Origin of the sequence: Paraburkholderia tropica, from assembly GCF_914484835.1 — a bacterium.
GTDB lineage: Bacteria > Pseudomonadota > Gammaproteobacteria > Burkholderiales > Burkholderiaceae > Paraburkholderia > Paraburkholderia tropica_A.
The window spans coordinates 26,895-48,629 of the sequence record NZ_CAJZAR010000049.1 but is presented as its reverse complement, the minus strand read 5'-3'; the positions used below and the strand labels follow the sequence as shown (position 1 = coordinate 48,629).

Annotated in this window: 21 protein-coding genes; 7 read left to right on the top strand and 14 right to left on the bottom strand. The window is 65.5% G+C overall.

The genetic code is table 11. The features are described from left to right. Window positions 1-14: 14 nt before the first annotated feature. Entirely contained in the window at window positions 15-1,610 is a 1,596-nt protein-coding gene (locus LDO54_RS16405; protein ID WP_224011743.1) for a gamma-glutamyltransferase family protein, read from the top strand. A gap of 5 nt (window positions 1,611-1,615) precedes the next feature. Here LDO54_RS16405 and LDO54_RS16400 read toward each other — a convergent pair whose 3' ends face one another. Continuing rightward, on the bottom strand, window positions 1,616-2,251 hold the full coding sequence (locus LDO54_RS16400; protein WP_224011742.1) for a TetR/AcrR family transcriptional regulator: 636 nt from the start codon (window positions 2,249-2,251) through the stop codon (window positions 1,616-1,618). Between LDO54_RS16400 and LDO54_RS16395 the strand changes: the two genes are divergently transcribed. The 6 genes from LDO54_RS16395 (at window position 2,238) to LDO54_RS16370 (ending at window position 8,914) form a co-directional block, all read left to right on the top strand. Beyond that, a complete protein-coding gene (locus LDO54_RS16395; protein ID WP_224011741.1) occupies window positions 2,238-2,513 on the top strand; it encodes a hypothetical protein in 276 nt (91 codons plus the stop codon). The two genes, LDO54_RS16400 and LDO54_RS16395, sit on opposite strands and share 14 nt — an antisense overlap. A 323-nt stretch (window positions 2,514-2,836) precedes the next feature. Further along, window positions 2,837-3,868 carry a BMP family protein gene (locus tag LDO54_RS16390; RefSeq protein WP_224011740.1) on the top strand — a complete coding sequence of 344 codons (1,032 nt, stop codon included), beginning with the start codon at window positions 2,837-2,839 and terminating at the stop codon, window positions 3,866-3,868. Window positions 3,869-3,870: 2 nt separating this feature from the next. Further along, the gene (locus LDO54_RS16385) at window positions 3,871-5,442 is read left to right on the top strand and encodes an ABC transporter ATP-binding protein (RefSeq protein WP_224011739.1); all 1,572 of its coding nucleotides are present in this window, start codon (window positions 3,871-3,873) and stop codon (window positions 5,440-5,442) included. Continuing rightward, window positions 5,439-6,557 carry an ABC transporter permease gene (locus LDO54_RS16380; protein WP_224011738.1) on the top strand — a complete coding sequence of 373 codons (1,119 nt, stop codon included), beginning with the start codon at window positions 5,439-5,441 and terminating at the stop codon, window positions 6,555-6,557. Before LDO54_RS16385 ends, LDO54_RS16380 begins: the two co-directional genes overlap by 4 nt. Further along, window positions 6,554-7,471 (top strand): ABC transporter permease, encoded by a 918-nt coding sequence (locus LDO54_RS16375; RefSeq protein WP_224011737.1) that lies wholly within the window; start codon window positions 6,554-6,556, stop codon window positions 7,469-7,471. Before LDO54_RS16380 ends, LDO54_RS16375 begins: the two co-directional genes overlap by 4 nt. Window positions 7,472-7,828: 357 nt before the next feature. After that, window positions 7,829-8,914, top strand: a complete 1,086-nt coding sequence (locus LDO54_RS16370) for a porin (RefSeq protein ID WP_224011736.1) — start codon at window positions 7,829-7,831, stop codon at window positions 8,912-8,914. Window positions 8,915-9,113: 199 nt separating this feature from the next. Here the strand turns inward: LDO54_RS16370 and LDO54_RS16365 are convergent, their stop codons facing one another. From LDO54_RS16365 to LDO54_RS16305, 13 genes are all read right to left on the bottom strand, one after another. Then, a complete protein-coding gene (locus LDO54_RS16365) occupies window positions 9,114-9,731 on the bottom strand; it encodes an ANTAR domain-containing response regulator (protein WP_224011735.1) in 618 nt (205 codons plus the stop codon). Further along, window positions 9,728-10,903 (bottom strand): transporter substrate-binding domain-containing protein, encoded by a 1,176-nt coding sequence (locus tag LDO54_RS16360; protein ID WP_224011734.1) that lies wholly within the window; start codon window positions 10,901-10,903, stop codon window positions 9,728-9,730. The genes LDO54_RS16365 and LDO54_RS16360 overlap by 4 nt, the downstream gene beginning before the upstream one ends. Before the next feature lie 130 nt (window positions 10,904-11,033). Then, window positions 11,034-11,741: a branched-chain amino acid ABC transporter ATP-binding protein gene (locus LDO54_RS16355; RefSeq protein ID WP_224011890.1), complete on the bottom strand. Its 708-nt coding sequence runs from the start codon at window positions 11,739-11,741 to the stop codon at window positions 11,034-11,036. 14 nt (window positions 11,742-11,755) lie between these two features. After that, entirely contained in the window at window positions 11,756-13,633 is a 1,878-nt protein-coding gene (locus LDO54_RS16350) for an ABC transporter permease subunit (RefSeq protein ID WP_224011733.1), read from the bottom strand. Beyond that, window positions 13,626-14,459 (bottom strand): branched-chain amino acid ABC transporter permease, encoded by an 834-nt coding sequence (locus LDO54_RS16345; protein ID WP_224011732.1) that lies wholly within the window; start codon window positions 14,457-14,459, stop codon window positions 13,626-13,628. Before LDO54_RS16345 ends, LDO54_RS16350 begins: the two co-directional genes overlap by 8 nt. Window positions 14,460-14,524: 65 nt before the next feature. Next, entirely contained in the window at window positions 14,525-15,688 is a 1,164-nt protein-coding gene (locus LDO54_RS16340; protein ID WP_224011731.1) for a substrate-binding protein, read from the bottom strand. A 65-nt stretch (window positions 15,689-15,753) separates the two neighbouring features. Then, complete coding sequence (locus tag LDO54_RS16335; protein WP_224011730.1) at window positions 15,754-16,665, bottom strand: nitrilase family protein; 912 nt, start codon at window positions 16,663-16,665, stop codon at window positions 15,754-15,756. A 691-nt stretch (window positions 16,666-17,356) separates the two neighbouring features. Next, on the bottom strand, window positions 17,357-17,797 hold the full coding sequence (gene aroQ, locus LDO54_RS16330) for a type II 3-dehydroquinate dehydratase (protein ID WP_224011729.1): 441 nt from the start codon (window positions 17,795-17,797) through the stop codon (window positions 17,357-17,359). Window positions 17,798-17,816: 19 nt separating this feature from the next. Continuing rightward, window positions 17,817-18,653, bottom strand: a complete 837-nt coding sequence (gene aroE / locus LDO54_RS16325; RefSeq protein ID WP_224011728.1) for a shikimate dehydrogenase — start codon at window positions 18,651-18,653, stop codon at window positions 17,817-17,819. A 6-nt stretch (window positions 18,654-18,659) separates the two neighbouring features. After that, window positions 18,660-19,871 carry a CaiB/BaiF CoA transferase family protein gene (locus tag LDO54_RS16320; protein ID WP_224011727.1) on the bottom strand — a complete coding sequence of 404 codons (1,212 nt, stop codon included), beginning with the start codon at window positions 19,869-19,871 and terminating at the stop codon, window positions 18,660-18,662. After that, the gene (locus LDO54_RS16315; protein ID WP_224011726.1) at window positions 19,871-20,329 is read right to left on the bottom strand and encodes a MaoC family dehydratase; all 459 of its coding nucleotides are present in this window, start codon (window positions 20,327-20,329) and stop codon (window positions 19,871-19,873) included. The genes LDO54_RS16320 and LDO54_RS16315 overlap by 1 nt, the downstream gene beginning before the upstream one ends. 2 nt (window positions 20,330-20,331) lie before the next feature. Continuing rightward, window positions 20,332-20,724, bottom strand: a complete 393-nt coding sequence (locus LDO54_RS16310; RefSeq protein WP_224011725.1) for a VOC family protein — start codon at window positions 20,722-20,724, stop codon at window positions 20,332-20,334. Continuing rightward, complete coding sequence (locus tag LDO54_RS16305) at window positions 20,721-21,671, bottom strand: ketopantoate reductase family protein (RefSeq protein WP_224011724.1); 951 nt, start codon at window positions 21,669-21,671, stop codon at window positions 20,721-20,723. The genes LDO54_RS16310 and LDO54_RS16305 overlap by 4 nt, the downstream gene beginning before the upstream one ends. Between the last annotated feature and the right edge of the window lie 64 nt (window positions 21,672-21,735).

Here is a 21,735-nt window from a genome sequence, read left to right as displayed (position 1 = left end):
GCTCGCGCGATGGCATGGTGACGAGCCCGCACGCGCTCGCGAGCGCCGCCGGGCGCGATGTGCTGCGCGCGGGCGGCAACGCCATCGAAGCCGCCATCGCCATCGGCGCGGTGCTGTGCGTGACCTATCCGCATTTCACGGGATTGGGCGGCGACGCCTTCTGGGTCGTCGCCGATCGCAGCGGCGACGTGCGCACGATTTCGGGCGCGGGCCAGGCGGCCATGCAACTCCCCAACAACGGCGCCGCGATTCCGCTGCGCGGCGGCGCGGCGGCGCTCACGAGCGCGGGCACGCTCGACACGTGGGCGCGCGCCTTCGCTCATTCACGCGATACATGGGGCGGCACGCTGCCGTGGTCGACGCTGTTCGAACGCGCCATCGAATACGCGAAGGACGGCTTTGCCGTGACGCAGTCGCAGCACTTCTGGCAAACGCTGCGCGCCGACGAATTGAACGCGCAGCCCGGTTTCGCCGCGACCTTCGCACCCGATGACGCAACGGGTGCAGCGCCCGCGCCCGGCTCGCGCTTCGCGCAACCGGCGCTCGCGCGCAGCCTCGAACGCATCGCGCGATATGGCGCGCGCGAATTCTACGAAGGCGAACTGGCCGAGCGTATCGTGCGAGGTCTGCGCGAAGCGGGCTCGCCGCTCGATATGCACGATCTCGCCAGCACGCGCGCGCGCGAGGAAGCGCCCTTGCGCGTGCCGTATCGCGGCGGCGAACTCGTCGGTTTGCAGCCGCCCACGCAAGGCGTGACGATGCTGGAAATCATGGGCACGCTCGCGCATTTCGATTTCGCCGATATCGAGGAAGGCAGCGCCGACTACTATCACCTGCTCGTGGAAGCCGTGAAATGCGCGTTCGTCGATCGCGACCGCTACGTGGGCGATCCCGATTTCGCCGAGGTGCCCGTCGACACGCTGCTCGCGCCCGAAACACTCGCGGCGCACGCGCGCTCCATCGACATGCGCCGCGCGCGTGCATGGCCGCATCGTTTTCGTCACGGCGACACGGTGTTCATCGGCGCGACCGATCGCGAGGGACGCTCGGTGAGCCTGCTGCAAACGGTGTATTTCGATTGGGGCAGCGGCGTGGTGGCCGGCGACACCGGCATTCTCTGGCATAACCGCGGCGCGGCATTCGGCACCGACGCACGGCATCCCAACGCGCTCGCGCCGGGCAAGCGGCCGTTCCACACGCTCACGCCCGGCATGTATCTGCGCGATGGCCGCCCGCATCTGTTGTTCGGCACGCAGGGCGCGGACGGTCAGCCGCAAACGCTCGCGGCCATTCTCACGCGCTTGATCGATTACCGCATGGACCCGCTCGCGGCGCTCGCGCGGCCGCGCTTTCTGCTTGGCCGGACCTTCTCCGACACGCGCGACGCACTCAAGCTCGAAGCCGATGCGGGCGAGACGGTGCTAGCGGAACTCTCGGCGCGCGGCCACGAGGTCTCGACGATTGCGGCGCAGAGTCCGCTCGCGGGACATCCCGGCGTGATCCGCATCGACGCCGATGGCTGGGCGCTCGGCGCGCACGATCCGCGCAGCGACGGTCTCGCGATGGCCGCCGATGCGAGCCGGCAAGCGCACGCGTTCGCCCTGGACTGACGACCTCAGGCGCGCACGAACGCGCGCACCATCTCCTGCGCCTGCCGCTTCTGCTCGTCCTGCCAGCTCGGCGCGAGCAGATCGGCATTGAAGATGCACGACAGCGTGTACGCGTTCGACTTGTGGAACGAACACAAGCTCACGAGCGCGACGTAGAGATGCAGCGGTTCGAGCCCGGCGCGCAGCGTCTTGTCCTTTTCGCCGCGCTCGATCAGCGTGCGCAACAGCACGAGCACCGGCGAAGCCATTTCGGGAATGGCCTTCGAACGCTTCATCACGCGCGCGCGATTCAGGTTCTCGAACGACAGCAGTTTGCCGAGTTCCTGATGCGCCGCGAAATGCCCTTCGATGAACTCATAGAGCAGCACGATGCCTTCGACGGGCTTGACGCGATCGACGTCGAGTTCGAGCTTGAGTTCTTCGGCGCGCAAACGGCCGAGCACGAATTCGAGCACTTCCAGATAGAGCGCTTCCTTGCCGCCGAAGTAGTGATAAATCATGCGGATGTTGACCTTCGCGCGGCTCGCGATGGTTTCCACGCGCGCGCCGCTCAAGCCCTTCTCCGCGAATTCCGCGAGCGCGACGCGAAAGATGCGCCCGCGCGTTGCCGCCGCCAGACGCTGCCGCATGGTTTCGCGCACGGGTTCCTGCGCCTCTTCCGCAGCGACACGCGCCGGTTTTTTTGCAGCGGTTTTTTTCGGCTTCGAAGGACTGGCGGAGCGAGCGGCGACACGCGTCATGGCAAAAGTAGGTTCGTTCGTGCTGAAGAAAAATCCATCGGCGCATGCGCCGCTTGCCGCGAATATAGCAGCACGGCGCGCACTGTGCGAACTCGCGGGCCGCTGCATCGATTGCAGCATGAATTGCTGCGTTGAATACCGCAACGAATACCGCATCGAGTGACGCGAAGCCGCAGCGCGCCGCCGTGGTGCGTACGCGCGCCATCGCTTGCACGCACGCCCCGCGCGCAGGCATCGAAGACGGATTTGGTGCATGCGCGGCGCACTCGCGCGTGTCCGCACGCGTTCGCTCAACGCCACGCTCACAGCCTCACACCACGCGCAAACCCCGCTGCGAATGGACATCTCGCCGCTTTCGCCAAAACGATGACATGCGTTCGACATACATGGCATTCAACTTGCTTTTATCCGTTTCGTTCATGAAGAGTTCACTTACCGAAACTGCAAAACGAAACTCAAACGCTACGGCAAACAAGGAGTGTCACGATGTCTTCCGCGAAGCTGCTTTCGAATCGATTCCCGCAACGCCCTGCACCGGCGCGCCTGCGTCTGCGCGTGCTCGCCACGGTCGGCCTCGCGCTGGGACTGGGCGCGGTGACGCCGCCCGCCGTCTACGCCGCCGACGACGCCATGCATGTCGGCGTCCTGATTCCCGGTTCGAAGACCGACAAAGGCTGGATGGAATCCGGTTATGACGGCGTGATGGCCGCGCAAAAGGAATTCGGCCCGAAGCTCAAGACGCAGATCATCGAGAACATCAACTACGCGGACATGGAGCAGGCGCTCACGAATCTCGCCGCGAAGAACGAACTCGTGATCGGCGTGGGCGGCCAGACGCAGGCGGCCGTCATCAAGATCGCGAAGCGCTTTCCGAAAGTGAAGTTCTCGATCGTCGGCGGCAGCAAGGGGCAGGCGATGCCGCCCAACGTCGCGGGCTACGACGTGAAGCAGGCCGAAATTGCCTTCGTCGCGGGCGCGGCCGCCGCGATGCTCACGAAGACCAACGCCGTGAGCTACGTGGGCGGCATGGAGATTCCGTCGATCGTGAACGCGGGCAAGGAGTTCGGCGAAGGCGCACGCTATATCAATCCGAAGATCAAGTACTTCGAGAGCTACACCGGCGATTTCGACGACGTAGCGAAAGCGCGCGAAGCCACCGCCGCCGCCATCGCGCAAGGCGCCGACATTCACTATCACATTCTCAATCTCGGCTTGCGCGGCATCGAGCAGGCGGCGAAGGAAAAGAACACGCACATCATCGGCAGCTACACCGACCGTTGCGGCAGCGATCCGCTCTATGTCGCGTACAGCATCACGGGCGTCGGCTATCAGGCGCAATACGCGATCGAGCAACTGGAGAAAGGCACGTGGCAGCCGGGCTACAAGGCCTTCGGTCTGGCGATGGGGCCGAAGTCGTCGGGCATGGCCGTGTGTCATTCCACGCCTGCGATCGACACGAAGCTCAAGCAGATCGAAGACGACATCCAGAGCGGCAAGATCAAGGTCATGGAAGGCTGATCATGAACGCCGTCGTGTCTCCCGCGCCTGCGCCGGTGCTGTCGCTCGAAGGGATCGGCAAGCGCTTCGGTGCGTTTCAGGCGCTCGACGAGGTGTCGCTCGACCTCATGGCCGGCGATGTGCATTGCCTGCTCGGCGAAAACGGCGCGGGCAAGTCCACGCTCTGCAACGTGATCTTCGGCGTGCATCAGCCCGACGCGGGCGCGATGCGCATGAACGGCGTCACGTACCGGCCGCGCAATCCGCGCGAGGCGATCGAGCACGGCATCGCGATGGTGCATCAGCACTTCAGTCTCGTCGACGATGCGAGCGTGCTCGACAATCTGCTGCTCGGCCAGGCGCGCGGGCGTATCGATCGCGCGCGCGAAGCCCAGCGCGTCGAAGCGACACTCGCGCGCGTGGGCCTGACGCTGCCGCTCGACGCGCGCATCGCCGATCTCTCGGTGGGCGAGCGCCAGCGCGTGGAAATCGTCAAGTGTCTGATGCGCGAGCCGCGTCTGCTGCTGCTCGACGAACCGACCGCCGTGCTGCTGCCCGCCGAGATCGACGCGCTGCTCGACACCTGCGCACGCGTGGCCGCGAACGGCTGCGCCGTCGTGCTCGTCACGCACAAGCTCAAGGAGATCTGCCGCATCGCCACGCACGCGACGGTGCTGCAATCGGGCCGCGTGGTCGCGCGCTCAGACGCGCCCGCGAACGACATCGACCGTCTCGTCGACGCGATGATCCGCCGCGCGTCGAACGCGCAAGCCGCCGATCTGCACGCGCAACTGTCGCTCGCGCAGCCGCATGAAGGCTCGCCGTGGTCGCGCGCGCTGAGCGACGAGGTGTTGCAGATCGACGGCCTCGCCGCGCGCGACGCCGAAGGCGTGCTGCGTCTCGCCGATTGCACGCTCGTCGTGAATCGCGGCGAGATCGTCGGCATCGCGGGCGTGGAAGGCAACGGCCAGAGCGAACTGGGCGCCGTGCTCGCGGGCATGATGCCCGCGGCGGCGGGCCGCTTCTTCGTCGCGGGCCAGGACATGACGCGCGCGACGCCGCGCGAACTCACACGCGCGGGCGTGGGCATCGTGCCCGAGGACCGGCACGCGGTCGGCTGCGTGACCGGCATGAGCCTCGTCGACAACCTCATGCTCAATCATCTCGATCGCTACTCGCGCGCGGGCTGGCTGCAACGCCGCGCGATGCGCGAGCGCGCGGTCGAACTGATGGAACGCTTCGACGTGCGCGCGAGCGGGCCCGACGCGATCTTCGGCGGACTCTCGGGCGGCAATCAGCAAAAGGCCGTGCTCGCGCGCGAACTCACGCTCGATCCGCTGCATTTTCTGCTGGCCGCGCAACCGACGCGCGGGCTCGACGTCGGCGCGGTGGCCGCCGTCTACCGGCACATCCGCGCGGCGCGCGAACGCGGCGTGGGCGTGCTGCTGATCTCGTCCGAACTCGACGAACTGATGAGCGTCGCCGACCGCATCGTCGTGCTGTATCGCGGCCGCATCATGGGCAGTTGCACGCCCGAGGCGGCCAATCGCTCACGTATCGGCGCATGGATGGCCGGCGCAGGAGACTCGCAATGAATTCGCTTCGTAAATCGCTGGCCGCGCGCGCCTGGCCGCTGGCGTCGCATACCGCACGCAGCGGCGCATCGCCGTTGCGCGGCGCGAGCGTGATCGGAGGCGCGATCGTGTTCGCGTTCTGCGTCGCGCTCGGCCTGATCGCGCTGATGGGCGTGAACGTGCGCGACGCGCTCGCCGCATTCGCCGACGGCGCATGGGGCTCGCCGTACGCCGTGGGCGCGTCGGTCAATCGCGCGCTCGTGTTCGCGCTCGTCGGCATCGGCTTCGTGATCGCGCATCGCGCGCAACTGACCAACGTCGGCGCGGAAGGACAGATCGCCATCGGTGGCATCGTCTCGACGGCGATGAGCCTGTACGGCCATTGCGCGGGCCTGCCCCTCGGCCTCGCCTTCATCGTGCCGATGCTCTGCGCGGCCGCTGCGGGCGCGCTCTGGGGTGGCGTCTCGGGCGTGCTGAAAGCGAAGGCGGGCACGAGCGAAGTCATCAGCACGCTGCTGCTCTCGTTCGTCGCCGTGTGGCTGCTTTACTGGTGCGTGCAAAGCGAAGCGCTCCTGCGCCAGCCGATGACCAGCGGCGCCACGCTGCCCGAATCGCTGGAGATTCCCGATGCCACGCACCTGCCCGCCCTGTTCGCGGACAGCGGCCTCGGCCTGCATATCGGCCTGCCTGTGACGCTCGTGCTCGCCGTCGCCGCAACGCTGATGCTGCGCTACACGCGCTTCGGCTTCGCCTTGCGCACGACCGGATTGAACGCGGTGGCCGCACGACGCGCGGGCTTGCCGATCACCTCGACGATCGTCGCCGCGCTCGCGATCGCGGGCGCATTCGGCGGGCTCGCGGGCGCGCTGATGCTGCAAGGCGATCAGGGCTCGCTCAAGGCGGGCTTCTCGTCGGGCTACGGCTTCGACGGCCTCGTGGTCGGCCTGCTCTCGCGCGGCTCGATCACAGGCGTGTTCGCGTGCGCGCTGCTGTTCGGCTTCCTGCGCTCGGGCGGCATCAACATGGAGATGGTCGCGGCGGTGCCGTCGGCGCTGGTGCTGATCGTGCAGGGCATCGTCACGATCGCGCTCGCGGGCGGCGCGATCTGGCTCGAACGCAAGGGAGACCGTCAATGAACGCGGAACTGTTCGCTGTATTCGCGGGCTCGTCGATCCGCCTCGCCGCGCCGATGCTGCTCGCCTCCACGGGCGAGCTCGTGAGCGAGCGCGCGGGCGTGCTCAACATGAGCGTGGAAGGCATGATGCTGACGGGCGCATTCGTAGGCGCGACGGCCTCGTGGTGGACCGGCAACCCGGCCATCGGCCTGCTCTGCGGCGTGCTGGGCGTGCTGCCGGTGGCGCTGCTCCAGGCGTTCCTGAGCGTGACGCTGCGCGCGAACCAGGTGGTGACGGGCATCGGCATCAACATTCTCGCGCTGGGCGGCACGACGCTCGCGTATCGCGAGATATTCGGCTCACGCTCGGAAGCGGCGATTCCGGGCCTCGCCCGCTGGTCGCCGCCGGGCCTCGGACAATTGCCGCTGATTGGCGACGCCGTCTTCCACCAGGTCTGGCTGCTCTACGCCGGGCTGGCGATCCTCGCCGCCACGGCATGGACGATGCGCCACACGGCGCTGGGCATCGCGCTGCATGCGGTGGGTGTGTCCCCACGCGCGGTCGACCAGTCAGGCGTCTCCGTAGTGAAACTGCGCTACGGCGCGGTGCTGTTTTCGGGCGTGATGTCGGCGGCGGCGGGCTGCTTCATTTCGATCGGCGACATCCACACCTTTACGGAGGGGATGACGAACGGCACGGGCTACCTGGTGATCGCGGCGATCATCTTCGGCAACTGGAAGATCGGCCGCACGGCACTGGCATGCCTGCTATTCGGCGCGGCAACGGCGATGCAATTCCAGTTACAGATGTTCGGCCTGCACGTCCCGACCGCGTTACTGGTCATGCTCCCCTACCTGCTCGCACTGATCGCGGTAGCAGGCCTGATGGGCCGCCAAACGGCCCCCCCGTCACTAACCCGCCCCTTCACCCGATGAGGGCGAAACCTTGCGGGTTTCCCGAGCAAACCCAACCGCTGCGCGCATCGCGCGCAGCGGGATGAATGATTGCCTTGTCACTCCGTTGGTGGCCGCGTGATGCCAGACGCCCCGGAACCACTACCGCGGATGGCGCGTGGTGGACGGCGTCACACTAGCGGTGTGAGCGGCTTTCTTTTGCCTACTTTTCTTTGCCGCTGCAAAGAAAAGTAGGTGCCGCCCCGCACAGGGGCAACGCATGCAGACCGACAAGAAAACAAGGAAAGGCCAACACGAGAAGAAAACGCACGAGTATTAACTAGCAGCCACGCTCCCGCAAAAAAATTTTCACAAGAAATATTAGCCATGCTAATCAAAATGAAAAACCCAGCAAAAAACCAATCGGCAGCAAACCCAGCAGCACGGCTGCTTCTCGCAGCGGCGACACTCGCACTCACCTCGGCTGCGGCCCACGCACAATCGAGCGTCCAGCTCTACGGCCAGGTCGACACATGGATCGGCGCACAAAAAATGCCGGGCGGCCAACGCGCATGGGAAGTATCGGGCGGCGGCATGTCCACCTCATACTGGGGCCTGAAAGGCTCGGAAGACCTGGGCAACGGCTACAAGGCCGTCTTCGCCCTGGAAGACTTTTTCCTGCCTCAAAACGGCCAGGCGGGCCGCTTCACCGGCGACACCTTCTTCTCCCGCAACGCCTACGTCGGCATCGAATCGGTCTACGGCACGCTGACACTCGGCCGCCAAACCACGCCGCTCTTTATCTCGACGATCCTCTTCAACCCGTTCGTGGACTCATACGAATTCTCGCCGATGATCTGGCACACGTATCTGGGCCTCGGCAGCGGCCCGAGCTATACGACCGACATGGGCGTGATCGGCGACTCGGGCTGGAGCAATACCGTGCAGTATTCGACGCCGAACTATAACGGCCTCTCCGGCTCGCTGATGTATGGCCTCGGCAATCAGGCCGGCGAAAATGGCGCGAAGAAATGGAGCGCGCAATTCCTCTATTTCCATGGTCCGTTCGCGGCCACCGGCGTCTATCAATACGCGAATTTCAACAGCACGCCCGGCGATCTGAGCACGCTCGTCGAAGGCATGCGCAGCCAGAGCGTCGCGCAGGTCGGCGTGTCCTACGATCTGAAGGCGGTGAAATTCTTCGGCCAGTACATGTACACGAAGAACGACGAACTCGCGAGCAGCTGGCATGTGAACACCTACCAGACCGGTGTATCGGTCGCGCTGGGCGGCGGCACGGTGATGGCGTCGTATGCGTATTCGCGCGACAGCGGCGGCCTCGACCAGACGCGGCAAACCGCGGCGCTCGGCTACGACTATGCCCTGTCCAAACGCACCGATGTCTATGCGGCGTATATGTACGACCACTTCGACAAGCTGTCGAGCGGCGACACCTTCGGCGCGGGAATCCGCACGAAGTTCTAGGTCGATTCGGTCCGCGCGCGCACGCTTGCTCGCTCGACGAGATTGAAGGGGGCGAGCGCTGCGAATCGCGGTCGTCGTCGGGCGTGATCGTGGCGACGGGTTGGGGCTCGATTGCGTGGATCACCTGCCCCGCGCATTGCACGTGGCGCGGCGGTCCGCCCGGCCCGGGTCGCTCAACTGATTCGATCGACTCGCTCGCTCAACCGGGCCGTTTATCCAGACCGAGCTTCTCCATCGCTTCATGAGCGTCGATCACCATCGTCGCCACTTCGCCGACGGTCGCTCGCAGGCGCGTCGCCCGCGAGCGGATATGCTCGTAGGCCTCGTTTTCGCTGAGCCGGTGCACGTCGATCAGAATGCGCATGGCGCGCTCGATGTGGCGGCGCGCCTTGATGGCATCTTCGAGCTTGCCGATCTTGCTTTGCAGCCGCTGCTGGTAGCCCGACGCCGCGCGCGCGAGCACCAGCGTGCTCAGAATGCCCGTCGACCGATAAGGCTTGGTGATCACGCCGTGCGCCTGCGTATCGAGCAGCATCTTCAGCGCGGTGGGATTTTCATAGTCGGAGAGCGCGATCAGCGTCGCCTGCGTGTCGGCCGCGCACCAGTTGCCCGCGCGGCGCACATCGGCGCCCACGAGAAAGAACACCACGTCGGCGTCGCTCGGCAGCTGTGACGGAAACGGCCAGACCACCGTCACGAGGCAGCCGATACGGCGCAACTGCTCGTCGAGCACGTTGCGGTCGTCGCCGGGCGGATGGATGACGAGCACGCGCAGCGTGCGCAGATCGTCGAACAGGCGGCGCGCCCACGTCGTCATGGCCGTTCTCCGTCTAGCCAGAATTCGCCGAAGCCGTACGAGATCAGGTACGGATCGGGTTTGATCGGCGCGCGCCCTTCCCAGACGATGTCGAACGCGCCATCGGGGCGGCAGACCGCGATGCGCGGCGTGAGGATCGCATGATTGTTCTCGCGGTCGATCCGCAAGAGACCCTCGGGCGAATCGAATTCGACTTCGTGCACGGCCTCCACGAGCTTCGCAGTGTCGAGCGTCTTCGTGCGCGCGAGCGCGAGCGCGAACAGATGCACCTGGTTGTACGCCATCTCCGACCACATGCTGGCAGGCTGATCGCCGAAACGCGCGCGCCACGCGTCGAGAAAGCGCCGGTTGCCCGCGAGTTCGAGCGTGTTCAGATAACTGGCCGCGACGATATGGTGGCCGCAGAGTTCGGGGCCGATCATATGCGTCTCGCCCTCGGTCATCGTCAGGCTCGCGATGGGAATGCGCGCGGGGTCGATACCGTGCTCGCGATAGAGCTGATAGAACTTGCGCGCTCCGCGCCCGATCAGCGTGGAGAACACCACGTCGGGCTGCGCGGCGCGAATCTGCCGCACGACCTCGTCGAGCGCGGCCGGCTCGGCATCGCTCGGCAGATAGATTTCATCGACGATCTCGCCGCCGTGCTGCTCGACCATGTCGCGCATGATGCGGTTCGATTCGCGCGGATAGATGTAATCGGCGCCCACCAGGAAGAAGCGCTGACCATGATGGCGCAGCAGATACGCGGCCAGTTGCATGCTGTTCTGATTCGGCACCGCGCCCGTATAGATGACGTTCGGCGAATACTCGAAACCTTCGTAGATCGAGCAGTACCAGAGCAGCGCGTTATAGCGTTCGATCAGCGGGAGCACCGCCTTGCGGCTCGACGAGGTCGAACCGCCGAATATGACTGTCACGTCGTCGTCCTGGAGCAGACGCGAGGCGAGCCGATGGTATTCGTCCGGGTCGCTGCGCGGATCGTAGACGACCGGATCGAGCAAGCGCCCGTCCACGCCGCCCGCCGCGTTGATTTCCTCGATCGCGAGCACGGTGCCGAAAAAATGCTCGGACTCGGTCGCCGACGTCACGCCCGTGCGCGAGTACAGCACGCCGATCCGCCATCCGGCCTCCGTGGCCGGCTGTCCCCGCGACTGTTGTGATGTGGACTGCATGACGCTTCTCTCCTGATTAGAGGCGGCCGGGATCAAGCACGAGGCACGCGGCACGCGCCCGACGTCAACGCTACGCCGCTCGATCGTACTCGAAGACGCGCTCCGGCACATCGAACTCACGTAACGGCGCCTAGACCCGCAGATGCGCGAAGATCGCGGGCGCGGCACGGTCCGTCTTCGCGTCGCCCTCCTCGATGATCGCGCCTTGCTTGAGCACGGCGTAGCGGTCGGCGACCGCGAGCGCGAACGGCACGTTCTGCTCGATCAGCAGCAGCGTCGTGCCGCGCCGCTCGCGCTCCCAGCGCAGCGCCTGCGCGAGCCGGTCGATGACCGACGGTTGCAGCCCTTCGGTGATTTCGTCGAGCAGGATCATCGACGGCGCCATCATCAGCGCGCGCGCGACCAGCAGCATCTTCTGCTCGCCGCCCGAGAGCGTGCCCGCCATCTGGCGCAGACGATCCTTGAACACCGGAAACACCGGCTCGATCTGCGCGAAGCGTTCGTCGAACGTCGACGCCTGTTCGAGCCCGAGACGCAGATTGTCGCGAATGCTCAGGTCATGAAACAGCGCGTGCTCCTGCGGCGCGTAGGCCACGCCCGCGCGCGCGATGCGATGCGGCGCGAGCCGCGTGACGTTCGCGCCGCGCACGTGGATCGTGCCGCTTTGCGTCGGCAGATAACCCATGATCGTCTTGAGCAGCGTGGTCTTGCCCATGCCGTTCTTGCCGAGCAGCGCGAGCGCTTCGCCCGCCGCCACGCGTAGCGACAGCTTGCGCAGCACGATCGAGTTGCGGTATCCGCTGGTGATGTCGCGAACGTCCAGTGCCGTATCACTCATCTCGCTCATCTCACTCATGCCGCCTCCTGCGCGCTGCCCGCGTAGATGGTCTTCACCAGATCGGAGTTCACCACTTCGTCGAAACTGCCCTGCATCACCATCGTGCCCTGATGCAGCACGACGATGCGCGTGGCGACCTCGGCCACGAAATCGAGGTCGTGCTCGACGAGCAGACAGCAGAGCCCGTAGCGATGCGCGAGCGCCGCGAGCACGCCGCCGATCTGCGTGCGCTCCACTTTCGTGAGCCCCGCCGTGGGTTCGTCGAGCAGCACGATGCGCGGCTCCAGCGCGAGCACCATCGCCAGTTCGAGCGCCTGCTGCTCGCCATGCGAGAGATCCTTCGCAACGGCGTCGAGCTTGCGATCCAGATGCGTCGCGCGCATCACGTCGAGCGCATACGGCGGCAGCGCGAGCGTCGGCGAACGGCGCACGAACGACGGACGCTCGACGAGCGTGCGCGCCACGCGCAGGCACTCGGCGACCGTCAGCGTCTCGAACACGTTGGCATTCTGGAACTTGCGTCCGAGCCCGAGCTTCACGCAGCCCTCGGGCGCCAGCGTGCCGATGTCGCTGCCGCACAGCATCACGGTGCCCGCCGAACGCTCCGCGCCGTCGCTCATGCAGCGCATCAGCGTGGTCTTGCCCGCGCCATTCGGGCCGATCAGGCCGACCAGTTCGCCGCCGTCGGCGACCAGGTCGATGCCCTGCAGCACCTTCAGCGAGCCGAAGTGGCGCGTCACGCCGCTCATTTGCAGCGCCGGTTGGCCGGGCTGCGGCGCGTGATCGTCGCGCGGCGCGCGTTCGGTCAACGCGGGCGCGCCTGTGCTGCCTGCCATGAAACGGCGCAGCGGCTTCACGAGCAGCGGCACGAGCCCTTGCGGCAGCAGCACAATCACGAGGACGAACGCCGCGCCCAGAATCAGCTGCCACGCGAACGGCATGCTGCCGCTCAGATAGGCGCTGGCGACGTTGATGAGCAACGCGCCGATCACCGGCCCCCACAGCGTGCCGCGCCCGCCGAGCGCAACCCAGATGATGAGCTGCGTGCCGAGCACGAAGCCCGACAGTTCGGGCGCGACCACGCCGCTGAACGCGCCGTAGCCAAACCCCGCGAGCCCGGCGATTGCCGCCGTCACCGCCAGCAGCGCGATCTTGATCCGCGACGTATTGATGCCGAGATAGGCGCAGCGCGACTCGTTATCGCGGATCGCCGCGAGCAGACGGCCGCCGTCGCTGCGCACGAAGCACCAGGCGGCGGCGACCACCGCCAGCAGCGCCGCGCCCGCGATGCCGTACCACGCGCCCAGCGAGAGATCGAAGGTCTCGAAGCCGGTGAGGCCGGAACTCGAACCGGTCCACGTGCCGCCCGACAGCAGCAGTTGAGTCAGCACGATCGGCAGCACGAGCGACATCACCGTGGCGAAGAACGGCGACGCGCCGCGATAGAACGACAGCCACCCGACCACCGCCGCGACGACGACCGGCGCCGCGATGGCCGCGCCCGCGGCGAGCAGCGCATGCAGCGGCGAGAATCCCGCGTGCGTGAACACCAGCCCGGCCGCATAGGCGCCCAGCCCGAAGAACGCCGACTGCCCGAACGTCAGATAGCCGGTGTAGCCCCACAACAGATCGACGGTGACGGCGACCGCCGCGAAGAAAAAGGCTTGAATCAGGATGTTGAGCAGATACGAGCCGAACAGAAACGGCCCGGCGATCAGCAGCGCGAGCGCGCAGCCGAACACGATCGAGAGATCGCGCCACGACTGGCGGCGACGCGCGAGATGCGCGCGATGCGTAAGATGCGCGCGATGCGTGGACGCGCTTTCGCCCTCGCCCGCCAGCGCATTCGCTTCGGTCCGATCGTGGGACAACGAGACGTCGATCTTAGCCATGAGCGAAGCCTCGCGGACGGATGCGCAGCGTCAGCGCCGCCAGCACCGCGATGGTCAGGCCACCGAGCACCGGACTCACGAACGTGCTGACGAGCACCTGGCACGCGCCGAACACGATGCAGGTGACGAGCAAGCTGAGCATCGAATGCCCCGACACCATCACGAGCATGAAGGCGCTGACGATCCACGCGACGCCCATGTCGGGGTCCACGCTCGACAGCGGCGTGATCAGCGCGCCCGCGAGCGCGCCGAGCGCCGCGCCCAGACTGAACGTGATGAAGCGGATGCGCCCCGAGTGAATGCCGAGCCCGCGCGCGAGGTCTTCGTTCATGATCACCGCGCGCGTCTTCACGCCGAAGCGCGTGCCGGACAGCAACAGCGTGAGCGCCGCGCACAACGCGAGCGCAACCGGTATCAGCAACAAGCGGTACGCCGAATATTCGGTGCCCGCGATCGAGACCGCGCCCTTGATCGACGTCGGCACGAACTGCACCTCGCGGCCGAACACCATCACAATGATCTGGCCGATGACGATGCCGAGCCCCCACGTCGCGAGAATCGCATCGAGCGGCCGTTTATACAGCGGCCGCACGATGACCCACTCGACGATCATGCCGACCGCCGTGCCCACGACAATCGCGAGCGGCAAGCCGAACCACGGATCGAGTTTCAGTTGCGTGACCACGAAGCTCGCGTAACCGCCGAGCGTCAGCAGCGCGCCGTGAGCGAAATTCACGATTTTCATGACGCCGAAAATCACCATCAAACCGGCTGTCACGATGAACAGCATCGCCGCCGTCGTGCCGATGTCCAATACCAAAGCCATGTCGCCTCCTGCTCGTTCGGCGCGCGCGTCCTCGCGGAAGCACGCGCCCGATATCGCGCCTGCGCTTACTTGAGATTCGGGCACTGCAGGCCCGGGTCCACATCCTTGAACGTCTGCAACACCTTCACCGAGCCGTCGGGCTGAATCTGCCCGAGCCGCATCGCGAGCGGCACGTGGCGGCTGCGGTTCATCTGCACCGTGCCGCGCGGGCCGTCGAACGACACCTCGCCGAGCGCCTTCACGACCTTCGCCGGATCGGTGGACCCCGCCTTCTCGACGGCCGCCTTGTAGAGGAAAAACGCCTCGTATTGCGGCTCCGACAACTCGTTCGGCGTCTTCACATCCGCGCCGAACTTGCTGTCGAGCGCAGCCATGAACTTCTTGTTCTGCGGCGTATCGATGCTCGTGAGATACGAAGCGGCCAGATAGACGCCGCTCGCGACATCGCCCATGCCTTTAGCCGTGCCTTCGTCGATCGCGAGATTGCCGTACGGCAGCGTGAGGCCCGCACTCTTCAACTGCTTGGCGAGCGCCACGTTCGGCGCGCCGCCCGCCGTCGCGCTGATCAGCGCATCGGGTTTCGCCGCGCGGATCTTCGAGAGTACCGGCGTCCAGTCCGTGCCGTCGATCGGCAGATATTCCTCGCCGATCACCTTGCCGCCGTGCTGCTCGATGTACTGCTTCGTGAAGTCGAGCATGCCGCGCCCGAACGCGTAATCGTTGCCGACCAGATAGAACGTCTTCGCGCCCTTCGTCTTGCTGAAGTAATCGACGATCGGCGCCACGACCTGCTCGGGCACCCAGCCGTTCACGTACATCCACGGGCTGCACGAGCGGCCTTCGTAGAACGACGTGTAGATGAACGGCTTCTTGCCGCGCGCGACGATGGGCAGCGCGGCGTTGCGCGCGGCGCTCGTTTCCATCGAGATGATGGCGTCCACGTTCTTCTGGAACACGAGCGTGTCGTAGGCCTTCTGTGCGCCGACCGCGCCGGAGGCGTCGTCGGCGATTTCGAGTTCGACCGGGCGACCCAGAATGCCGCCTGCCGCGTTAATTTCGGCGACGGCGAGTTGCGACGACTGCACGACGGCCGGCGCGACGACGCTGTTGGCGCCCGACAAGCCGACCGCGACGCCGATTTTGATCGGCTCGGCCGCCGCCGCGCCCAGACAGGCGCCGACGGCCGTCGCCGCAACGGCGGCCGCGATGATGCGTTTGAACGACGTCATGATGCTTCCTCGTAGTTGTGGTGATTCGTGGTGGATGCGTGGTGCGGTCATGCGGGTACGTCTATTCAGGGGCGGCGCGCGATCTTCGTGCCGATCTTCGTGCCGATCTTCGTGCCAAGCAGCGCGTCGTACAGATCGACGCGCCGGTCGAGCAGAACGTGATTGCGCGGATTCAGCGTGCGTCCGGCGCGTGTGCGCGCGACGTCGATCGCGCCGTAGAGGATCTCTTCGCGATCGGGGCTCGCGGGGCCGGCGATCGGCCAGCCGTCGCCGCCCACGATCACGCTCTGGCCCAGGAAGGGCTGGCCGCGCTCGGTGCCCACGCGGTCGGCGCAGGCAATCGCGAGACCGTTGCTGTGCGCGGCGGCCATCGCGAGCGTCGTCGCCATGGCCGGGCGGTCGTCGGGCTGCGAGGGCATCGGCACCCAGTTGGTCGGCACGCAGACGAGATCGGCGCCCTGCATCGCCGCGAGACGGAAGGTCTCGGGAAACCACGCGTCGTAGCAGATCGCCATGGCGATGCGCCCGAGCGGCGTGGCGAATACCGGCACGCCCACGTCGCCCGGCTCGAAGAAGCGCTTTTCCTCGTTCCAGAGATGCAGCTTGCGATAGATCCCGAGCGGCCCCGCCGGTCCCGTGAGCAGCGCGGCGTTGTAGAGCTGGTCGCCCGCACGCTCGGCGATGCCGCTGACGATATGGATTCCGAACTGTCTGGCGAGGGCGTCGAAGGCCCGCGCCGTCTCGCCGTCGGGCAGTGATTCGGCGAGCGCGTACGCTTCCTCGCGGCTCTCGAACACATAACCGCTATTGGCCAGCTCCGGCAGCACCACGAGCGACGCGCCGTTGCGCGCGGCCGTCTCGATGAGCGCGCACGCACGCGCGACGTTCTCGCGGACTGCGCCGACGCGCGGCTCCATCTGCACGCACGCGACGGTGAAACTGCCGGGTGGCGGACCTGCGCTGGGGTACGGCTCCATCGTGTTTTGATCTCCAGAAAACAAAAAAGCCCCCAAACCGGCGTCATGAGACGCAAGTTCGGGGGCTACGTAGCCTTCCATATGTCGCGCGGCAACGCTGCCGCGGAGGTGCGCGTCGAACGTATCGACGTCACGCCTCAGTCGGAGCGAATGTAAAAAGCCAAATTGCGCATGTCAAGGGAATTTAAACGATCCCATCATCATGTGATCGCCGCATCTGTTTACTCAGAAGGACGTTGCGGCCCACCTCCTGTCAAAACTCGATATCCCAGGATTGCCACAAAACAGGATGCGAAACGCAGTGAAAACCGATCACTATTTATGGGGGAGGCTTATCTCGACGAATGGGGGATCGATGGGTTATGCGCCAGGTGGTGTCGAGTATTGCTTGCTCCCAATCGATGGTCCCGCTATTTCAACCGGATTCCTTCGACTCGATTGGCCAGGCGTTCAGATTCACACCTCGTCGTGACGCGCGCAAAAGGAGATATCGTCGCCAATCGTTCACCGTTTCGCCTGACCTCATCTGGGTCGATTCGAACCGACGCAAGGAGGCACGAGTCGGCCAGTTTCGGCCAGTCATGAGTATTGAATCGGTGACGTTTGACGGTCCTTACTGCATCCGGGAGCCGTCATTCGCCGTATCACTTACCGCCGCGGAAGTACCCGGATTGCGATTCACGCGCGCCACTCAAGCACAGACGTCCGCATGGACCGCCCGCAGTGCTAGAAGGTAGCTCTCGATCCCGAAACCGCAGATCTGCCCTTTGACGATATCGGCGAACACCGAGTGATTCCGGAACGGCTCCCTCGCATGAATGTTCGACATGTGTAGTTCGACGACCGGACAGGTCAGGATAGCAAGCGCGTCGCGGATGCCGTAGCTGTAATGCGTCCACGCGCCAGCGTTGATCAGCACGGCGTCCTTGCCCTCTTCGTAAGCGTGATGGATGCGCTCGCACATCGCCGCTTCGCTGTTCGTCTGGAACGATTCGACCTGCACGCCCAGTTCTTCGCCCAGCGCCAGCAACCTGGCGTCGATATCGGCGAGCGTCACCGTTCCGTACTGCGCGGGGTCGCGCTTGCCGAACATGTTGTGATTGATGCCATGGAGCATCAGGACATTTTTCATCGGATTCTCCTTTGCTAGCCTAGTCGAGCGGCACAGTGAGACGGTCGATAACGGCGGCCGTTTGCGGACGCACGCCGCGCCACCATGCAAACGCTTCGGCGGCCTGCTCGACCAGCATGCCGACGCCGTCGGCGACGCCATGCACGCCTGCATTGCGCGCGAGCCGCAAGAACGGTGTGAGCCGCTTGCCGTACGCCAGCTCATACGCGGTGCCATCGGGACTGAACACGCTCGGCGGGACAGGCGGCAACTCACCCGTCAGGCTCGCGGAGGTCGCGTTGACCACGAGATCGAATCGGCCCATCGCAGGCAGATCGCCATAGCCGCGAACACGCAGCGCGGCGCCACGCGCGCCGACCTGGCCCGCCAATGCCTCGCCCTTGGACACATCGCGGTTGGCGATGACCAGTTCGGCGGGACCCGTGTCGAGAAACGGCAGCAACGCGCCACGCGCCGCGCCGCCGGCACCGAGCATCAACACACGTTTGCCAGTGAGCGGAACGCCGAGATTGACCTCGATATCACGCAACAGGCCAATGCCGTCGAAATTCTCGGCAATGATCCGGCCGTTCTCGAATTTGAGCGCATTGGCCGCGCCCGCCAACGCCGCGCGTTCACTGCGTTCGTCGGCGAGCGCGAAGGCCTTCAGCTTGAACGGCGCGGTGACGTTCATGCCTTTGCCACCCTCGTCGGCGAACTGGCGTACTATCCTTGCGAATCCATCGTCGGGGTCGAGCGGACCTTCGATCGCGACGTACGACATCGCCTGTTGTGTCGCCTCAGCAAACAGGCCATGAATCAACGGCGATTTCGTGTGTCCGATCGGATTCCCGATCACTGCATACGGGTCAGTCATGGTGCCTCACTTCGAGTAGAGAACGCCTTCGGTTTGCATTGCATCGATTTCGGCGGCGGAGAAGCCGAGCGATTGCGCGACCTCCATGTTGTGCTGCCCGAGATCGGGCGCGAAGTCGCGGATGGTCGTGTCGCAATGAGAAAAGCGGAATGGCAGGTTGGGCAGACGCAGCTTTCCGTAACGCGGATGATCCTGTTCCACCACCATGCCGCGCGCCTGGATCTGTGGATCGTTGAGCACTTCGTCAATGCGCTGCACCTTCGCGCAAGGCACGTCGATGCCATCCAGCAATTCGAGCACCTGTGCGACGGGCCGCGCGGCAACCCACGGCTGCACGACGGAGAGAATCGCCTGCCGATGCGTGTTGCGGCCCACGCTATCGTGAAAGCGCGAATCGCTGCCGAATCCGGCTGGTCCGCCATGTGTTTCGATCAGCGCGGCGAGACGTTTCCATGCGTCATCCACTTGTGCCGCGATCACGAGGTCGCCGTCTGCGGCCCGAAACACGCCGTAAAGCGTCGAGGTAGGCATGTCGTGGCCGGTTTGCTCCGGCAGCACGCCTCGCAGCGTGTAGCACTGCACCGCGTACTCGTGCATCGAAACGAGCGTGTCGTACAGCGCCATGTCGATGTGCTGGCCGCGGCCGCTCTTCACACGTCCAAGCAGCGCCGCATTGATCGCCGCCACTGCGTGAATGCCGGTGTACATGTCGCCGAGCGAAATGCGCAGCAGCGGCGGGGGCTCGCCGGGCGTGCCTACCATCTGCATGATGCCGCTCTTCGCTTCCGCGATCAGGCCAAAGCCGGCGCGATGCGCGTCGGGGCCCGTGTGGCCGTATGCCGAGATCGAACAATAGACGAGACCCGGATTGCGCCCGGAAAGCGCCTCATAGCCCAACCCGAGTTTATCCAGCGCGCCTGGGCGGTAGTTTTCGACGAACACATCGGCGGAGTCGCACAGGCGGCGCATGAACTCCTTGCCGCGCGCGTCCTTCATGTTGACGCTGACGCCGCGCTTGCCCATGTTCAGTTGCAGGAAATAGCCGCTTTGCTGGTCGTCTAGCACGGTTGCGTGCTGGCGTCCCGCGTCGCCGCTTCCAGGGCGTTCGACTTTGATGACTTCGGCGCCGAGCGCCGCGAGGCAGCGGCCCACGTAGGGACCGGCGAGGAAGTGGCTATAGTCGACAACGCGTATGCCTTCGAGGGGACGAGCCTGCATCAGAACGCTCCCGGCCGGCGCGGCACCATCAGACGATGCTCGCCGCGTTGCACTACCTGGTTATCCTGATTGATCAATTCCGACGGCAGCACGACGATGCCCCAGCCCGGACGGCTGTTACTGGGCCGCATGGCGCCGACGCGAAACTTCACGTGCAGCACATCGTTGACCTTGATAGGTTGCAGAAAATCCCACGTCCAGCCGAGCGACATGCCGGGCAGAAAGCGATAGTCGCTCTGGGTCTTGAGGCCGTCCGCAATCGAGAGCCCGAACAGCCCATGCGCGACGAGGCAGCCGAAGTGGCTCGCGTTGGCATACGCTTCGTCCACGTGCACGGGCGTGTGGTCGCCCGTGAGGTCCGCGTACGCGAGAATGCGCTCCTTCGTCACGGTGTAGTTCGGGCTCGCGCACTCGTCGCCTTCGCGGGCGTCGTCCCAGTACTTGTCGATAATCGTCATGCTCACGCCTCCACGCGCGGGTTGATGCTCAGCGCCTGCGCGACACACGACGCGGGCCTCGCCTGAATCAGTTCGACGGCAAGGCCGTCGGGCAGACGCAGCCAGTTGCGCCCTTGCGGCATTTCGCTTACGCCATAGGCCTTGGCCGCAGTCAATGCCGCTTCCAGGTCTGCACACATGACGCCAAGATGCGCGAGGCGCCCTTCGGGGCCTTCGTGTTGCGGCGCATGGATGAACTGCAGGCCGCCGAGCGTCCAGTACTGGCGCGGCGCTTCGACGGTGCCGTCGACTTCGCGCATGCTCATGCCGAGCACGTCTTCGAAGAAGCGGATATGCCACTGGATGTCCTTCACCCAAATGGCGACATGCTCCAGATAAGCCTTCGAGCCGCTCATGCCGTCACCTCCTTGCGCTGTTCGTCGGCCATTGCGCGCTCGATGCCCTTGATGCACGCCACCAGTGTCGCGTTGACGGGCGTCGGCACGCCGAGCCGTTGTCCCCAGCGCACCACCGAGCCGTTGATGAAATCGATCTCCGTGATCGAGCCTTTTTCGAGGCTCTGCAGCATCGACGTCTTGAACGCGGGAGAGAGACCAGCGGCTGCGAGTGTCCAAGCCTGCTCGGGGTCCGTCATCGACAGCGCGATGCCCGCCGCCTGCGCAGCCGCCATGGCTTCGCCGATGGCCGCGAGCGCCGTCGCCTTCAACAACGGCTCGTCATAAAGCTGACCGTAGGTGAGCCGCGTGATGCCAGTGATCGCGCCCGTGGCGACGTTGACGAGCAGCTTGTCCCACATCGTGCCCATGATGTTGTCGCTGACCGTGGTCATCAGCCCGGCGGCGTTGAACCCGTCGGCAATCGCCTGCACGCGAGGCGTGATCTGGCCATCGAGTTCGCCGATATAGGTCGCCTTGCCGGTGACGCCCGACTGGATATGCCCCGGACCGCGCAGCACGCCTCCCACATACGTCTTGCCTGCCAGCACGCGCTCCCGGCCCACGATGTCGGCGAGCACGTCTTCGTGTCCGAGTCCGTTTTGCAGCGAAAGCACGAGCGTTTCGGGCCCGATCAGCGCGAGTGCGCCGCGCATCGCCGCGTCGGTGTGGAAGGACTTGACCAGCACGACGACCACGTCGGCCACGCCGACTTCGCTCGCGTGGGTCGCTGCGCGCACCGCGACGCGCCGCGTGCCGTTATCGTCGTCGACCTGCAGACCGTCGCGACGCATCATGTCGACATGGACGGGCGAACGGTCCAGCAGCCAGGTTTCGTGGCCGCCCTCCGTGAGGGTGGCACCGATCGCGCAGCCTAGTGCGCCGGCGCCGAGAATCGCAATCTTCACTGAGCATCTCCTTGACGTGTAGGCACACGATAGGAGTTGCCGCCCATATCGGCAATGCAATGAC

Coding starts and splice junctions, on each gene's coding strand:
- LDO54_RS16405 (WP_224011743.1), top strand. CDS start 15: ATGGTGACGAGCCCGCACGCGCTCGCGAGCGCCGCCGGGCGCGATGTG.
- LDO54_RS16395 (WP_224011741.1), top strand. CDS start 2,238: ATGGTTTCGCGCACGGGTTCCTGCGCCTCTTCCGCAGCGACACGCGCC.
- LDO54_RS16390 (WP_224011740.1), top strand. CDS start 2,837: ATGTCTTCCGCGAAGCTGCTTTCGAATCGATTCCCGCAACGCCCTGCA.
- LDO54_RS16385 (WP_224011739.1), top strand. CDS start 3,871: ATGAACGCCGTCGTGTCTCCCGCGCCTGCGCCGGTGCTGTCGCTCGAA.
- LDO54_RS16380 (WP_224011738.1), top strand. CDS start 5,439: ATGAATTCGCTTCGTAAATCGCTGGCCGCGCGCGCCTGGCCGCTGGCG.
- LDO54_RS16375 (WP_224011737.1), top strand. CDS start 6,554: ATGAACGCGGAACTGTTCGCTGTATTCGCGGGCTCGTCGATCCGCCTC.
- LDO54_RS16370 (WP_224011736.1), top strand. CDS start 7,829: ATGAAAAACCCAGCAAAAAACCAATCGGCAGCAAACCCAGCAGCACGG.
- LDO54_RS16365 (WP_224011735.1), bottom strand. CDS start 9,731: ATGACGACGTGGGCGCGCCGCCTGTTCGACGATCTGCGCACGCTGCGC.
- LDO54_RS16360 (WP_224011734.1), bottom strand. CDS start 10,903: ATGCAGTCCACATCACAACAGTCGCGGGGACAGCCGGCCACGGAGGCC.
- LDO54_RS16355 (WP_224011890.1), bottom strand. CDS start 11,741: ATGAGTGATACGGCACTGGACGTTCGCGACATCACCAGCGGATACCGC.
- LDO54_RS16350 (WP_224011733.1), bottom strand. CDS start 13,633: ATGGCTAAGATCGACGTCTCGTTGTCCCACGATCGGACCGAAGCGAAT.
- LDO54_RS16345 (WP_224011732.1), bottom strand. CDS start 14,459: ATGGCTTTGGTATTGGACATCGGCACGACGGCGGCGATGCTGTTCATC.
- LDO54_RS16340 (WP_224011731.1), bottom strand. CDS start 15,688: ATGACGTCGTTCAAACGCATCATCGCGGCCGCCGTTGCGGCGACGGCC.
- LDO54_RS16335 (WP_224011730.1), bottom strand. CDS start 16,665: ATGGAGCCGTACCCCAGCGCAGGTCCGCCACCCGGCAGTTTCACCGTC.
- aroQ (WP_224011729.1), bottom strand. CDS start 17,797: ATGAAAAATGTCCTGATGCTCCATGGCATCAATCACAACATGTTCGGC.
- aroE (WP_224011728.1), bottom strand. CDS start 18,653: ATGACTGACCCGTATGCAGTGATCGGGAATCCGATCGGACACACGAAA.
- LDO54_RS16320 (WP_224011727.1), bottom strand. CDS start 19,871: ATGCAGGCTCGTCCCCTCGAAGGCATACGCGTTGTCGACTATAGCCAC.
- LDO54_RS16315 (WP_224011726.1), bottom strand. CDS start 20,329: ATGACGATTATCGACAAGTACTGGGACGACGCCCGCGAAGGCGACGAG.
- LDO54_RS16310 (WP_224011725.1), bottom strand. CDS start 20,724: ATGAGCGGCTCGAAGGCTTATCTGGAGCATGTCGCCATTTGGGTGAAG.